Consider the following 16,281-nt stretch of genomic DNA (forward strand, 5'->3'; position numbering starts at 1 on the left):
AAAAGGATCGTATAAAACCGAAACGCCAGCGAAAAACCATTTTTCTCGATAGCGACCGAATAAATGAAAAGTATGGTTAAGCACAATACATTAAAAATAAAGAAGAACTTTATTGATTTTTCACTCTTCCAAAAGTTCTTTACAAGAAATGGCAGCGAAAAAACAAAAACCAAGATTAAACTGAGGCTTATAACTTTGGACAATTGGATAAAGGGGAATTGTCTTGTAATTGCTAACACGCACATAAAAAAGGATATGATTGATAGTGAATTTAAGATGGTATGTAAGGAATGTTGATTTTTTATCTTAATCCCCTCCTGTAACTAAAGACTTGTATTAAAATTTTCAGTCCAAGTTGTATTGTAACATATTCAATCATTTTTTTGATAGAAATTTACTGTTCGTGATATCATGGGCTTTGTCTTCACAAAGGAAAAGACTGATTAAGATTAACATAAAATCTTATCAGTCTTTTTATTTTATCCCATATTCTATAGTACTAATAACAAAATATATAGTATTCCTATTTTTCAAGGTATGCCCATTTATATTGAATATGGCCAAGTCCAGAAAGGGCCACCGATTTCAAGCTTTTCTTCTCCACCCAATAATTTGAATAAAAATAAATTGGGATGACTGGCATTTCATCCATTAAAATTCTTTCAGCATTCTTTAATAATTTCACACGCTGATTTTTATCCTTTTCAGTTTGTGATTTTATTAAAATGGATTCGAACTCTTCATTTTTCCAATTCGTATCCTTACTATCTAATTCACCATAATGAAACATACAAAGGAAATTATAAGGATCATTATAATAGCCAGGCCACTCTAAGGAAGGGGACTTATAAGGGAAGATGTTATCCTTCTTCTCCGCAGTCGTGTTTTTTTTGAGAGATACCTCTACCTCTAAATTATCCTTCCACATTTTTTGGACTGCTTGAGCAATATTTTCGTCTCCATTAACAGAATTCACTGTAACCGTTACTGGAGGTAATTCAGAAGCACTTTGATACCCTAGTTCTTTTAACCCTTTTTGCAGATAATCCTTTGCCTTGTCAACATTATTATCTTGGAAGTACCCTTTTTTATTTTCGGGAAAAAGGTTGGGCGGAACAATGGCCGTTGCAGGGACTAGACCTTTTTCATCGGCTAGATCTACTATTTCTTGACGATTAATGGATAATGCAAAGGCTTTTCGGATGTTTTCATTATTGAACGGTTTCTCTTCAGTATTAAATTTGTAGATGTAATGACCTGTTGTTGGCAGCGAATTAATCTTCCGAAAATCTACAAACATTTCTGTTCCAACACCCGGCAAACGACCTCCTGGCGAGCCGGCCCTATCTAGTTCACCTTTATCAAACATCGTTACTTCTGTAAGAGGGTCATCAATCAGGTACATTGTGATTTTCTCCAATCTAACCGTGGCTGAGTCCCAATAGTTCTCACTCTTTTTTAAGACAATCTTATCATTATGGGACCATTCTGCAATTCTAAACGGTCCATTAGATATATAATCCTTCGAATCTTTTGCCCAATTTGGATTTTTAACGGCACCTTTGCTGTTAATAGGAAAGTAGGCTGGTAAAGCGGTAAGTTCAATGAAATTGGGAGTTGGATTAACAAGTCTAACTTGTAATGTTTTATTATCAAGTGCCTTTACAGCTACACTATTTACACTGCTTTTATTACCTTTATGATATTCCTTAGCTCCCTCTATGTAATAGAGTTGCTTTGCGCTTTCTGAATGGTTATTGGGGTCTAAAGCCCACTTCCATGCATACTCAAAATCCTGTGCAATAACTGGGTCTCCATTCGACCATTTCGTTTCACGCAGTGTAAACGTATAGGTCCTTTGGTCCTTTGAGATTTTTATAACCTTGGCAGCAGCGTTAACAGTCTGCCCCCATAGGTCAATCCGCGTCAGTCCTTCAAAAGTTTGGAGTACAACTGTTCCTGATGTTTCATCCTCAGCAAGCCCTGGATGTAATGTTTGCGGCTCCTTACCAATATTTATTCTAAGTATTTGTTTTACATCTTTCTGAGCGTCTTCAGGAATCTTCTCTTGTTTATCTCTTGTTATCGCAACAAAGGCCATGCTCATAAACATGCCTAGAATCAGAAGCATACTTGAAAAGAGCAGTAGATTCTTTCTCATTTTTTTACCCCCTTATTCATCACCGTATTGTAAAAACTTTTATAAGAAATAGGCTATAAAATACCTAGATAGAGGGCTTTATAAGCAAAAAAATTGCCACCCCCTGAAATCTAAGGATAATTGAGGTTACCACACACCCAACAACCTAGATTAAGGAAGTGACAAGTTGTACCCTCAAATTATAACCTATTTATTAACTTTTATTAAGTACCAAGAACAAATAATTCGAACATTACTTACCCTTCTTATTGGGAAGGGGATGTTTGAAAAGCCTGAGGAAAAACCTGTAAATAAACCTTATCGTAAACTCCAGGTGGATGATCTTCCGATTATCGAAACCATTCAGAAACTTGATTACCGAAGCCTCCTAACCGAATACCTGGAGAAGAACGGTAAACAACTAAAACCTGTTCAAAGGCGTTCGAATACAAAGGCATGTGTGCCCAAGTCAATGAAATGTCCGCAGTGTGGTGCTCCAGCGGATTATCTTTATGCCAATAATGGAGGCAAAGGACAGTTGCAATGTAAGGTGTGTGGCTGGCTTTTCAATGATAAAAATCGCTATGCGAAGGAGACTATTTTGAAGTGTCCTCATTGTTCTAGGACCCTTGAGAAAGTCAAAGAGCGAAAAGACTTTGACGTGTACAAGTGTAAAAATAATGACTGTTCCTACTACCAGCAGAAACTGAATGGCATGTCTGCGAAAGAGAAGAAACAGTTTAAAAAGGATCCACAAGCCTTTAAATTAAGATATATCTTCCGGCAGTTCCACATTGATTTTCAGCCATTGTCAAAGGCTTCTCCTAAGAAACCAAAGGTTGACTTGGCCAGGCTTTATGTGTCGCCACATACATTGGGGCTTATTTTAACCTATCACGTTAACTATGGCCTTTCGGCCCGGAAGACAGCTGCACTCATGAAAGATATCCATGGTGTTTCTATATCGCATCAAAGCATTTTAAATTACGAGAACGCAGTTGCATTAATCCTTAAACCTTACGTAGACCACTATCCCTACGAGCTTTCTGATCAGTTCTGTGGGGACGAAACCTATATTAGGGTTCAAGGTCGTTGGCATTACTTGTTCTTCTTCTTTGATGCGGTAAAAAAGATCATTCTGTCTTATCCAGTGTCAGCAAATCGAGATACAGCGACAGCAATCCGTGCCATTGATGATGTCCTAATGAAATTTAAAGAGATTCCGGAAGATCTTACATTTGTGGTGGACGGCAATCCGATATATCTCTTAACCCAACACTTTTACGCCCAGCATGATATTCACTTTGACATTACTCAGGTCATTGGGCTTACCAATGAAGATCCTGTATCAAAGGAGTATAGGCCTCTCAAACAAGTGATTGAAAGACTCAATCGCACATTTAAGGGCAATTATCGCTCAACACACGGGTTTGGGTCCGAACATGGGTCTGTTTCGTTTGTGACGCTTTTTGTGGCTTACTTTAACTTTTTACGGCCTCACTCAGCGTTAGAAGGTAATGTGCCAGTGGTTAATCCAGAGCTCTTACTGCGACCGAATATGCCTGCACGCTGGACTAAATTAATAGGTTTAGCTCAAGATTGGATCATTGAACAAACAGTCTAACTTTTTGTTTAGCAGAGCCCTTGAACCCACTAGCAACCGGCGAAGCGAACTCTTGACAAACCGAACTTGCCAATGGTTTAAAATGGAAATACCAAGGGCTATTTGGCATGCCTTCTTTTTGTCCCCGTCGCCCTTGATAAAGGAATCTCAAACCATTGGCGTGTTTGTCAAGAGCGGTTGCGGGGCCGACGCACCCAATATGTGGAAAGGAGCCTAACCCCTTAAGGAGTTTTCATAGAACTTTTGACACTACCTTCATCACGAATATAATTTTACATTACTACCTCTATAATTTAAAACTATATACAAGTAAATTTTTCTTGTCATATCTTGTAGAAATATGGATCATCGTTGTTTATAATAACCTTTAATGCTATCCTTATAAAGAAAATTTCAACCTGTTGATTTCACATTACTGATCATTGAAAAAGGATTGATTCCATTAAATGGGCAAGCTAATATCAAATTATTTATTTACTGTTTTATATCAACTGTTAATTGTCATCACACCATTTATTACGACACCCTATGTGTCTAGGGTCCTTAAGCCTGAAGGTGTCGGTACTGATGCGTACGTATTATCCATTGTTCAACTATTTTTAGTCTTTGCAGTTTTAAGCATCCCGATTTATGGGAGCAGGCAGATAGCGACAAAAATAGCCAAGAAAGAAAGATCAACAGAATTCTGGTCGATTTATTCTGTGCAATTATCTATTTCTATACTTACTCTTGGAGGTTATGGACTATTTATTTTTACAGTTCAGGAATACAAAATCCTTTTTTTGATTCATATCTTTAGCTTAGCTGCTGCAACGATTGATATTTCATGGTACTTTATTGGGAAGGAACAAATTAAGAGTATTACAACTCGAAATATTATAATAAGAGTTGTAAGCATTATCCTAATCTTTACCCTTGTAAAGGGTATCAAGGATTTACCTATCTATATCATGATTAATACCATTACACTATTTTTGGGTCAATTAATTATGTGGGTTCCCCTACTTAAAGAAATTTCATTTCGAAGAATTTCTTTTGAGGATATAAAGGTACACATTCCACCAATCATTAGTTTGTTTCTGCCGCAAATAATGACACAGGTATATTTATTAGTAAACAAGATTATTTTAGGCCGTGTATCTGGTGAGGTTGAAGTAGGGTTTTATAACCAAACAGATAAGGTTGTACGAATCGCATTAGGGTTTATTACTTCACTTGGTTCTGTTTTACTGCCCAGAATGGCTAAAGAATTTGCTTTAGGGAATGTTGACTCTATGAAGAGATATATCCAATATGCTCTTCAATTTGTGCTAATGATCACCTTGCCAATGACATTTGGACTAATAGGTATTTCCTCCAATTTTGTATCTTGGTTTCTGGGTAATGATTTTAACGCTGTAGTAAAACTCCTTATGATTATGAGCCCTGTCATATTTTTTGTGGGCTTGGCGAATATATTTGGTATTCAAATACTAGTTTCAACAAAGCAAAATAATAAATATGCAATATCTATAACCATTGGAGCCATCTTAAGCTTAGTAGCAAATATCATTTTAGTCCAATATATCGCAAGTACAGCTACAACAATTGCCTTATTGGTTGCTGAAGCATCAGGTGCAATAATTCAGATGTATTTCGCAAGGAAATATTTCAAATTTAAATTTTTTGCAAAAATGTTTATAAAATATTTGAGTTTAAGTGTATTGGTTTTATTATCAGCTATTGCAGCAGAAAATTTTATAAATGTACGCCCAATCATCTTAACTTTTATACAAATATTAATCGGAGCAGGGATATATTTGGCCGGGTTATTAGCTGTAAAAGACCCGATTATTATCTTGGTACTCAATAAAATGAATAATAGAGTCTTTCTGCGGAATCGATGATCAATATTATTGGAAAGTGAGGGGGAAAAATGAATTTTAATAGCAAACAGATTCCTTCCGTCTATTTTGTCATTCTTAACTACAATAATCCCAATGATACAATAGCCTGTGTTAAAGAAGCGGAAAAAGTAAACTACATTAATTTTAAAATTGTTATTGTCGACAACTGTTCTTCTGATGATTCTGAAGCTATTTTAAAACAAAATTTTCCGCAGCATATCTTTATCCAAACTGGTGCCAATCTAGGGTATGCCGGCGGGAATAATGCAGGCATGAAAAAGGCAAAGGCAGAAAATGCTGACTACATTTGTATTCTTAACAATGACGTAATTACTCAGCCTGATTTTCTGCAAATCTTATTGGACTATTTGATTTTAAATCCTCATGTAGGTGTGGTTGGTCCAAGAGTTTGTGAATTTGAAGAACCTCAAATTGTGCAATCAACAGGTGCAATGATTGACTTTAATACAGGGAGAGTAAACATATTAAATAATGGCATTCATGAAGATAAGGTCAAGGGTGAAATCATTCATTGCGATTACGTTGGCGGAGCATGTATGCTATTCCATAGTAAAATTCTTGATGAAATAGGATATATTCCTGAGGATTATTTTCTATTTTATGAGGAAACTGAATGGTGTTTAAAAATAAAGGAAAAGGGCTACGAAGTAATTTGTAACTGCAATGCGAAGGTTATTCATAAAGGATCGGCTTCCATTAATAAAATTTCAGGTTTGTCTGAGTACTTTATGTACCGAAACGTAGTCGTTTTTATGAAGCGAAATGCTAATCTGAGACAACTTTTAGTGTTTTATCCTTATTTATTAATCTATGCCGTTTACCGCGGAATCATAAAAAAAGATGGGTTAAAGTTTGCCAGGTATTTTTATCACGGATTAACCGGTAAAAATAGATACAAAGAAAAATTACAAATTAAATAACCCCCGCTTTCTATAACTTTGAAATGCAAGCAAAAAACCCTTAATAAATGATGTAAAGAACACCATTTATTAAGGGTTTTTCACTTAATTATTGCATAATATTTATTTTTCACTATATGATTTTTCGTATTGGCTATAACGCTCATTAGATACCTTGCTATTATTGTATTCATCTACAAAATAGAGGGGCCGATTCTTTGTTTCATTAAAAATTCTCCCAAGATATTCCCCCATAATTCCTAACGATATTAGTTGTATACCACCTAAAAATAAGATGACAGTCATTAAAGAAGGGTATCCGGCTACCTTTTCACCAAATAGAAGTGTCTTTGCTATAATCCATATCATATAAACAAATGCAAAAAAAGAAATAACACAACCGAACAAAGCGGAAAGCCTTAATGGTGTGGTAGTAAATGAAGTAATCCCCTCAATTGCCAAGTCCACCAATTTTAGATAATTCCACTTTGTTTCACCTCTAGCCCTTGGCTCTCGGTCGAATAATATCTCTTTTTTGTTAAAGCCAATCCAGCTGAACATTCCCTTTGTATATCGTTGAGTTTCTCTAATTTGTTTAAGTGCCTCAACACATCTTCGATCAAGTAATCTAAAATCTCCAGTATCCTGTTGAATAGGGATTCGAGTCATTTTTTGTAAAATTTTATAAAAAAGAGAAGAACTTGTTTTTTTTAACCAGGTTTCCCCCGCACGGGACCTTCTTTTTGCAAATACATCATCATAGCCCTTTTCCCAATATTGAATTAACTCTGGAATAAGCTCAGGAGGGTCTTGAAGGTCTGCGTCGATTATAATCACTGCATCCCCTGATGCATGGTCCAAACCTGCAATCATTGCTATCTCTTTACCAAAATTCCTTGATAAATTTACATATGATACAGAATCATCTTTCTCCCTTAATAACTTAATGATATGTAAAGTGTTGTCTTTACTCCCATCATTAATAAATAAAACTTCAAATTCATAAAAAGATATATTCCTTATGACATTAGTCAATCTAACATACATCTGGTGCAGGACTTCCTCTTCGTTATAAGCAGGTATAAGAATTGTAATTTTTTTCATATCAATGCTCTTTCCTTTTAAGTTAATAAACATTAAAAATTTTTATTTTTATTGACAATGTTTAATTATATTGATAAAAAATATAAGATAATGATAATGATTATAAGCCTATCAACCGGGGGACAACAATGGTAAAAAATATTGAAGCAATCATAGTTAAAATTATCTTTGTAATTTTTTTGTTTTTCCTTGTCTTACAGCATTACTTTGTTTTTATGTACTTTGACGACTATGGCCATGCTTCATTAAGTTATGGTCATGTAGTTTCAAATGTTAAAGGGACCAATTTTAATTTCCATCAATTATTAGAATGGGCATCTTGGTATTACACAGAATGGGGTGGAAGAGTAATTTATTATTTCCTCTTTTTAATACCTTTACTGTCCAAGTCTATTACGTTATTTATGTTTGTACAATCAATCATTTTGTTTTTTATTTTTGTTTACTTATATAAAATCATCCAAAGTTTTAATCAAAGTTTTAACAAGATACTAACAGTCTTAAGTTTAATTGTACTATATGGCTTAATTCCTATAGAAGTATTAAAAGAATCGGTCTATTGGGCATCTGCTTCTGTTTGTTATACATGGTCATTGCTTCCTTTATCCATGGGTATCTATTATTTAATACAGGCACATAAAAGCGATAATGCCCCAACGACTAAGCAAATCATATTCATTCCAATCCTTTTCTTTTTTGCATCTTGTTCATTCGAACAATCCGGAGCAGCATCTTTAGTTTTTGTTATTTGTTTTTTTCTAGGTTTAAAAAAGAAGAAATTATTTTTAAAATTAGGTATCCCAACTTTTTTCTTTTCCCTTATCGGAGTTCTTATTCAATATCTAGCTCCTGGGAATAATAATCGTATGCTTGCAATGCATTCCAATTTTATATCATTATCGCCCCTTGAAAAAGTAAAAACAGGGTTACCAGGTGTGGTTAATTTTTTATTTTCCCCTTCAATTTCAATTTTTACTTTTATTCTGTGCTTATTATCCATTTCAGCCAGCGTAGTATATTTTAAGTATAAGGATAAGAGTAAATATAGTTTTTTGCTAATGGCTCCTAGCGTTCTACCTATTTTTTATTTAGTTAAAGGCAATTTTAATATTGAAATCAATAATTCCTTTAAACTCCTTTTATTAGTGATTATATTCTTATACTTTTTATTAGCTATGTTAGCTGAGAAAGATTTTACTTCAATTTTGATAGCAATTGCAGCATCCATTTTTTGTTTGGTACTGTCTCCCGTTTTACAATTAAGATCTTTAATTTTCTTTTTAATATTATTGTTTATCCCAATTGTAGTTGTATTCAATCGTTTTTTTACTATAATCAATAGATATAATAAATATCTTCTTATTGCAGCTTTATCTGTGTTTTTCATAATTTCATTAAATAATTACAAAAATATCTTATTAGGCTATAAGTCAAACTATTCGGTTGCAATTGAGAATCATAGAAAACTTTCCTCCTTAGATGAAAAAAAAGGTCTTTACCAAGAAATAGAACTATACAAATATCCTTATCCGCAATATAGAGAGCATATGCCTTACGACCAAGAAACCCCGTATATTCAAACATGGATGATACAATATTATAACCTGCCCAAGAATACCAAGTTTAGATGGGTGGATCCAAAGTTTTAGTGCTACACGTAAAAAAGGTAGTACAACCATAGAGGTTGTACTACCTTTTTGTCTTATTTATAGACTGGAATTTCCAAGTATAGCGTAAAAGGTTGAATTTTATAAACATCATACATTACCGAAATTTGCTTATATGCCCAGGCAATGTCTGTTGCATATTGGTGTCCAGCATTATATTTACCATATTTATCAGGTGTGGACATTACCTGCGGATTCCAACGCATTTCATATAAGGTATTTTGGACTACATTGTAGGAGTTTCCACCATCCAAGTAACCATTATTAATAAAGGCTGCACCGCCCACTATTGCCTCGTATGGAGTAAACCATTTATTTTCAAAAGCTGTTTTAGCTCCGCATTCATCCGGACATTGATCAAGTGCCCCTACTCCATACATGTTATAGACCTTTTCACCATTATACATATATCCTTTTGCTAAGGGTGAAGTACCTTTACCTGTTTCTAACAGGCTATGGGCCATTAAATATACATCATTAATCCCGTATCTTAAACCGGCATCAATGTATGCTTGACCCTGACCTTCTAGTATTCCCATTCCAGTAAGATATCTGTTTAAGTCGTCTTTTGATAAACCACTTGGTTTTGTTAGGTCCATGAATTGGAATTTTTGCTGCGCATCATTCACAAAGTTAGTCGGATCTAAATAATAAAGAACATCCGTGGATTTTGCATTACGCCAATCTCCCAAGCTTACTGTAAACCAACCACTATCTTCACCTAGGATAGTTAATAGGTTTTCTTTATTATTTTTATCCACCTTTTTTACAGTACTGTAAATATGGCTGCTTTCACTCTTTTCTGCCCTAATATTAACAGCATCAACCTTTAGTTGGCCAACTCTTAAATTAGCAGTTGCAAGAGAGCTGTGGACGTATAAGATTTTGCCGTTATATTCAATTTGATACCATCTTGTACTTGTACTGCCCGGAACACCTTCTCCTGAAACATTATCATTTAATACTTTAAATAATGTTCCTTTTCCAACACTTACTTCAACGGTACTAGTAGTAGTTGGAGATGTTCTAAGATTAACAGGGTTGCCAGTAATCGAACCACCCTTGAATACATTAATGTCTTTGCTGCTAACATAGGCAGGCTCATTTCTATATTTATCAGTCTGAGGGAATACTTTCATTTGCATATTTAATGCATCATTTAATGTAATATTGTAGAAATTAGATACATTAGCCTGAACAAATGGGTTCTTTGTTGGCCCTGGTGCCGCTCCGCCTTTTTCAACTAAAACGATCTCAATGGCTTCCAAACGTTTTGCAAGTCCTTGAGTACCGGCAGACTCACCATTTTTCGTCCAGTCCAGCCACCCAAATGTTTCTGCATGGACCCGATAATATATATCGTAACGCTCGGCCATTTCACCATACAAATTAATTTGGATTGCTTCCAAACGCTTACTTTCTCCAGAAGTTCCGGACAATGCCCCATTTGTTACATTATTTAACCAGCCATATCCTTGAACGTGGGTCTTGTAAGAAATGCCGCCTGGAAAAGGAGCGTTTTTCAATGAAATCTTTATAGCCTCCAGACGTTTTGCTTGTCCAGCTGTTCCAGACATTTTCCCATTAGAAACAGACCCTAACCAGCCATAATCTTGGACATGGGTTGTGTAACTAACGGACGGATCAAGAATTAATGGTTTAGCGGTAGAACCCGGTGCATTTCCACCTTTCTTTACCAGAACAATCTCGATGGCTTCTAATCGCTTTGCCAGACCCTGTGTACCTGCAGATGCTCCGTTTTTAGCCCAATCTAACCATCCATACGTTTCAGCGTGTACACGATAATATATATCGTATTGCGCTGCCATTTCACCTGTCAGACTGATTTGAATGGCCTCTAAACGTTTACTTTCCCCAGATGTCCCAGATATTGCGCCATCTGAAACATTATTTAACCAGCCATATCCTTGAACATGAGTCTTGTAGGTAATACCTCCAGAATAAGGAGCGTTGGCTAATGAAATCTTTATGGCTTCTAACCGTTTTGCTTGTCCTACTGTTCCGGAAGTTTTCCCGTTGGAAGCATCTGTTAGCCATCCGAAATCTTGAACGTGAGTGGTATAGACAACGGATGGATTTTCAACAGGAGTACTTAATGAAGAAGTTTGGACTGATCTTTTTGCTGCTATATTGGAATTCGTCTCGTTTACGACTGGATTTTCACTAGAAGAGGTGGCTTTAGTAAAGCTTGTATCGGAATTTAAAGAATCATATTCTTCTTTAGTAATCACTTTTTTGCCATTTCCATCAGATAAATTATAGGTTACACCTTTTCTTTGAATCACAGTTCCATTTTCATCTACGATTTCCATTTCTTCAATTGAAGTTCCATTTTCGTTTTTAGTTAAAACTGTCATTTGCTCCTTTAGGTTGAGCGGCTTAACTTCATCAACTTTAAATGAATCTGACATGCCTAGTCTGTATTGTATAATTTCATTTTCCGAAACAATAAATTGATTTAGCTCATCGTTAGCCTGGAGCGTGACATCTTTCACTTGAATTGAAGAACCATTTTGGATTTCAAGTTTACCTTTAACAGATGATTTAGATTCATCCGTCCATCCAGTTAAGATTAACTTTCCATTTTGGTGTAATACTATTTCTTGTAACCCACCATTATAATGGATAAAATAATAACTAAATCCTTCTTCCACCTTTCCTGCATCAGAACTAGGACTTTCTATTGCATAAGCGATATTTCCTTCAGAAGTTATCGCAGACCCCATTAATAGCATTCCTACTAGAACTATGCTTCCCCGCATTTACCATACTCCCCATTTGTCTATTTTTTTAGAAAACATAAAAATACGAATTACAACTTAATTCGACATTTTTCATGCAACAACAATATTAGTCTATCAAAAAAATGTCTATATATCTATTACTATTTTCTAGAAACAAAAATGCACCAGGAATCAAAATGGTGATTCCTGGTGCATTTTATTAGTATTTTACATGGGCTTTTACTCTTCATTACTACTAGTCTCGGCTTGTTTTGTAACCAGTTGATTTCCATTTAAAAACTCATTTATTGCCTTTTTATTTTCTTCAAAATCGATTTCAAGAACCGACCCAGCATGCTTATAACTTCCATCAGTAAATGAGTGATCAACAGGGATGCGTAATGTTTCCAATTCACCTGGAGGATGTAAGAAAAAGTCCTTCACTATAGCCAATCGGTCCATCCCCTCCAAATTTGTATCAATATAAGGTTGGATTGTCCCTATTAACTTTGGCAATTTTGACACTCCACTAATACTTATAAATTCATCCTTTAAGGCATTGATTACTGTTTGTTGACGCTCTACCCGGCCAAAATCACCCTGAGAATCACTTCGGAACCGTGCATATCCCAATAATTCCTTACCATTTAATCTGTGCAGTCCCGGTTGTAATACAACGCCAATTTTTTCAGACATTCTCTTTTCAACGTTCATTTCAATTCCATTTGGTGCAAGTGTATCGACTGCTGATTCAAATCCTTTGAAATCGATAACTGCATAGTAGTGTATGTCAATATCGAAATTTTGCTTAATCGTCTTCCTAAGAAGCTCTGCGCCACCTAAAAAGTAAGCCGTATTAATTTTATAATTTTTATGTCCCGGTATTTCCACATAAATATCTCTCATTAAGGAAATAATTTTTGCAGTTTGATTTTTAGGATCATATTGAGCAATCATGATGGTATCTGTACGAGATTTATCCTCCCCCCTGGAGTCTACCCCCAGTAAAAGAACATTAACCTTTTCTAATTTTTCTCTTTTAGAACCGTTAAATTCGATATTACTTTTCTCTTTTGAAATGGCCAATTTTTCTGAAGTTTGGTTCAATCCTTTAGAATACTGATAATATATATATCCAGAAAAACTTAGTAAAAGCAGCAAAAAGCCAATTAATAGTTTCTTTACTATATTCCTTTTTTTCTTCTTCCTGTATATTTGTCGATTCATAATTTCCGTCCTTTTCAAATGAGTTAAACTTTTTGTTATATCATAATGAATACTATACCATGCTATTGTCATTTTTTGTATCCAAATGTCTAAATATAGTTGCTATTATAAGTAAGGCAGATTATAATTTTCATTGCAATATGTAAACTTTTATAAAATCTATCATTATATTAAATTTATTATAGAGGGGATTGTTGACGTCATAACTAGGTCTCAAGATAAAAGAAAAAAGAGCGGGTTATTCCGATATATATTATTTACCTTATTTGTTATATCTATCGGAGCTGGATTTTACTTCTATAACGTATATTCAGATGTAGCAAATGCTGTAGATAAAATGCAAAAACCAATAAAACGGGAAGTATCTCAAAAACGAATAGAAAAAGTGGAAGTAAAACAGCAAGATCCCATATCAATATTACTAGTTGGGGTCGACAAGCGTGAAGGGGATAGTGGCCGTACGGATTCCATGATTATTGCAACCATCAATCCCGAAACGAGAACCACAAAATTATTAAGTATTCCGCGCGATACAAAGACAAAGTTAATAAATAGTACGAATCCAGGCAAAAGCAGAGTAACAAAGATAAATGCGGCATATGCCTATGGCGGAATGGAAATGACGATTGACACAGTTGAGAATTTCCTAAATGTCCCTATTGATTATTATATTGAAGTAAATATGGAAGGTTTCAGTGATATAGTTGATGCTGTAGGTGGGATTGATGTTATTAACAAATTTACATTTGACTTGGAAGGAATCACTCTCGAAAAAGGTCCTTTGCATTTAAATGGGGAAAAAACACTTAAATATGTCCGAATGAGAAAACAAGACCCAGCCGGAGATTTCGGCCGACAGGAAAGGCAGAAGGAAGTAATTTCAAAAATTATTAAAAAAGGCGCAAGCATTTCTTCCTTAACGAATTATAATGATATTTTGGAAGCTCTTCAGGAAAACCTAAAAACGAATTTATCCTTAAGTGACATGATCGGTCTACAGTCAGATTATAAAACAGCTGCTGGAGTAATTGAAAAGGTCGAAATGAAAGGTGAAGGGAAACTGGTACCTGATGATGGCTGGTATTTCTTTGTTGATGATGAATCAAGACAAGTTGTATCAAATGAACTTAGGGGCCATCTGGGTCTCCCTGAAGCAACCGTCAGCAAAATTACTTTTAAATAACAATACTTTTTAACGCAAATTTAAATAACTAGTGAATAACACAACGAGGTTGGGACAAAACCCACCTCTAAGATGAAAAAGCCGGTGAAATTTTACGACGAGTAAAATTTCACCGGCTTTGATTATTTTTAGAATAAAAATAAGGACCACTTCTGATAAAATAAAGTTACCACACAAAATTTCATCCGAAAGAAGGGTCCTTATGTTTAAAAATTATATCATGAATCAATTAGTTTTGCCTTTAGATTTAGAAGTGAAATTACATAATAATGATATTGCCTTCCATGTCCATCATTTAGTTGAAAGTATCCCCCAAGAAGCGTTTGAACCATTTCTTCGAAATGAAGGTTGTCCTGCCTATCATCCACGCATGATGCTTAAAATTATTCTATGCGCCTACACTCAATCTGTCTTTTCAGGGCGAAAAATTGAAGCCCTATTAAAGGACAGTATCCGCATGATGTGGCTAGCTCAAGGTTACGAACCAAGCTACCGTACAATCAACCGATTCCGTGTTCAATCAGAAGTGAAAGAATTAATTCGCCAATGTTTCGTCCAATTCCGTTGCCAATTAATCGAAGAAAAGCTTATCGATCAAGATGCCATTTTTATCGATGGTACAAAGATTGAAGCTAATGCGAATAAATTCACATTTGTCTGGAAGAAATCTATTGAGAAATTTCATCAAAGCTTAATCGAAAAGTCAAACCAGTTGTACAATGAGCTCCTTGAGAACGAAATCATGCCTGAAATTGAACGTGAAAGCGATGAACAACTATCATTGAAAGAGCTCACTCAATTGGTTCAACAAGTAGACGAGGTCGTGACCGAGTACGATAAACAAATTGAGGCATCTTCAGACATTACAGAACGAAAAGCCTTAAGAAGTGTACGTAAATACCCGAAACAAGTCCGTAAACAGTTGATTGATTTTTCATTACGAAAACAGAAATATGAAAAAGACTTTGAAATCTTTGGCACGCGTAATAGCTATTCTAAAACAGATCAAGATGCGACATTTATGCGAATGAAAGATGATTATATGAAAAACGGACAATTGAAAGCTGGTTACAATGTACAAATCGCAACAGAAGGTCAATATTCGCTTGCTTATAAATTATTTTCAAATCCAACAGATACACGTACCTTAATTCCATTTCTCGATGAGATTGAGCAGCATTATTTTGAGCTACCGAAACACGTCGTCGCAGATGCAGGTTATGGCAGTGAACAAAACTTTCATGATATCCTTACGAACAGAAATCGAGAAGCCCTGATTACGTATAACATATATTTGAAGGAACAAAAGAAAAAGTACAAACAAAACCCGTTTAATCACGACAACTGGCAGTACGATAAAGAAACAGATACATACACATGCCCTAATCAGAAACGTCTGGAATTTCAATATTCGTCTGTCCGTCAGGACCGTACAGGATTCCAACGGAATTTCAAAATTTACGAGTGCGCAGACTGTTCGGGATGCCCCTTCCGGTCATCATGTACAAAAGCAAAAGAAGGCAACAATCGAAAACTAATGGTGAATGAAAAATGGGAACAGCAAAAAGAATATGTGAGAGCGAAGCTTTCAGAAGAGAAAACGAGTGCCATCTATCGAAAACGTAAAATCGATGTGGAACCAGTTTTTGGATTCTTGAAAGCTAATTTGCGTTTCACTCGATTCTCTGTACGCGGAAAGTCGAAAGTAGAAAACGAAATGGGTCTTGCCTTAATGGCAGTGAATTTAAGAAAATTCACTGCTAACTGCTAAGGTAGTAGAAGAATT

At 35.2% G+C, this 16,281-nt stretch carries 10 protein-coding genes; 6 read left to right on the top strand and 4 right to left on the bottom strand.

Translation table 11 applies throughout. From position 1 onward, the window contains the following. Nucleotides 1–523 precede the first annotated feature (523 nt). A complete protein-coding gene (locus ACZ43M_RS23925; protein WP_464505011.1) occupies nt 524–2,161 on the bottom strand; it encodes a peptide ABC transporter substrate-binding protein in 1,638 nt (545 codons plus the stop codon). A gap of 166 nt (nt 2,162–2,327) precedes the next feature. On the opposite strand from ACZ43M_RS23925, the gene ACZ43M_RS23930 reads away from it, so the two are divergent. The 3 genes from ACZ43M_RS23930 to ACZ43M_RS23940 all read left to right on the top strand — a co-directional run bounded on the left by ACZ43M_RS23930 (nt 2,328) and on the right by ACZ43M_RS23940 (nt 6,591). Continuing rightward, the gene (locus ACZ43M_RS23930) at nt 2,328–3,764 is read left to right on the top strand and encodes an IS6 family transposase (RefSeq protein ID WP_464505012.1); all 1,437 of its coding nucleotides are present in this window, start codon (nt 2,328–2,330) and stop codon (nt 3,762–3,764) included. A 446-nt stretch (nt 3,765–4,210) separates the two neighbouring features. Further along, nucleotides 4,211–5,650, top strand: a complete 1,440-nt coding sequence (locus ACZ43M_RS23935; RefSeq protein ID WP_464505013.1) for an oligosaccharide flippase family protein — start codon at nt 4,211–4,213, stop codon at nt 5,648–5,650. 29 nt (nt 5,651–5,679) lie between these two features. Next, a complete protein-coding gene (locus tag ACZ43M_RS23940; RefSeq protein ID WP_464505014.1) occupies nt 5,680–6,591 on the top strand; it encodes a glycosyltransferase family 2 protein in 912 nt (303 codons plus the stop codon). Between the two features lie 102 nt (nt 6,592–6,693). Here ACZ43M_RS23940 and ACZ43M_RS23945 read toward each other — a convergent pair whose 3' ends face one another. Further along, nucleotides 6,694–7,674 (bottom strand): glycosyltransferase family 2 protein, encoded by a 981-nt coding sequence (locus ACZ43M_RS23945; protein WP_464505015.1) that lies wholly within the window; start codon nt 7,672–7,674, stop codon nt 6,694–6,696. A gap of 128 nt (nt 7,675–7,802) precedes the next feature. Between ACZ43M_RS23945 and ACZ43M_RS23950 the strand changes: the two genes are divergently transcribed. Next, nucleotides 7,803–9,323 carry a DUF6056 family protein gene (locus ACZ43M_RS23950; protein WP_464505016.1) on the top strand — a complete coding sequence of 507 codons (1,521 nt, stop codon included), beginning with the start codon at nt 7,803–7,805 and terminating at the stop codon, nt 9,321–9,323. 53 nt (nt 9,324–9,376) lie between these two features. Here ACZ43M_RS23950 and ACZ43M_RS23955 read toward each other — a convergent pair whose 3' ends face one another. Both ACZ43M_RS23955 and ACZ43M_RS23960 read right to left on the bottom strand, forming a co-directional pair. Further along, nucleotides 9,377–12,124 carry a glucosaminidase domain-containing protein gene (locus tag ACZ43M_RS23955; RefSeq protein WP_464505017.1) on the bottom strand — a complete coding sequence of 916 codons (2,748 nt, stop codon included), beginning with the start codon at nt 12,122–12,124 and terminating at the stop codon, nt 9,377–9,379. A gap of 201 nt (nt 12,125–12,325) precedes the next feature. Further along, nucleotides 12,326–13,312 carry an LCP family protein gene (locus tag ACZ43M_RS23960; RefSeq protein ID WP_464505018.1) on the bottom strand — a complete coding sequence of 329 codons (987 nt, stop codon included), beginning with the start codon at nt 13,310–13,312 and terminating at the stop codon, nt 12,326–12,328. A 337-nt stretch (nt 13,313–13,649) separates the two neighbouring features. Between ACZ43M_RS23960 and ACZ43M_RS23965 the strand changes: the two genes are divergently transcribed. Together ACZ43M_RS23965 and ACZ43M_RS23970 are read left to right on the top strand one after the other, a co-directional pair. Continuing rightward, nucleotides 13,650–14,495 carry an LCP family glycopolymer transferase gene (locus ACZ43M_RS23965; RefSeq protein ID WP_464505019.1) on the top strand — a complete coding sequence of 282 codons (846 nt, stop codon included), beginning with the start codon at nt 13,650–13,652 and terminating at the stop codon, nt 14,493–14,495. A gap of 202 nt (nt 14,496–14,697) precedes the next feature. Next, nucleotides 14,698–16,266: an IS1182 family transposase gene (locus tag ACZ43M_RS23970; RefSeq protein ID WP_464505020.1), complete on the top strand. Its 1,569-nt coding sequence runs from the start codon at nt 14,698–14,700 to the stop codon at nt 16,264–16,266. Nucleotides 16,267–16,281 lie beyond the last annotated feature (15 nt).

Source organism: Neobacillus sp. B24 (assembly GCF_055381825.1).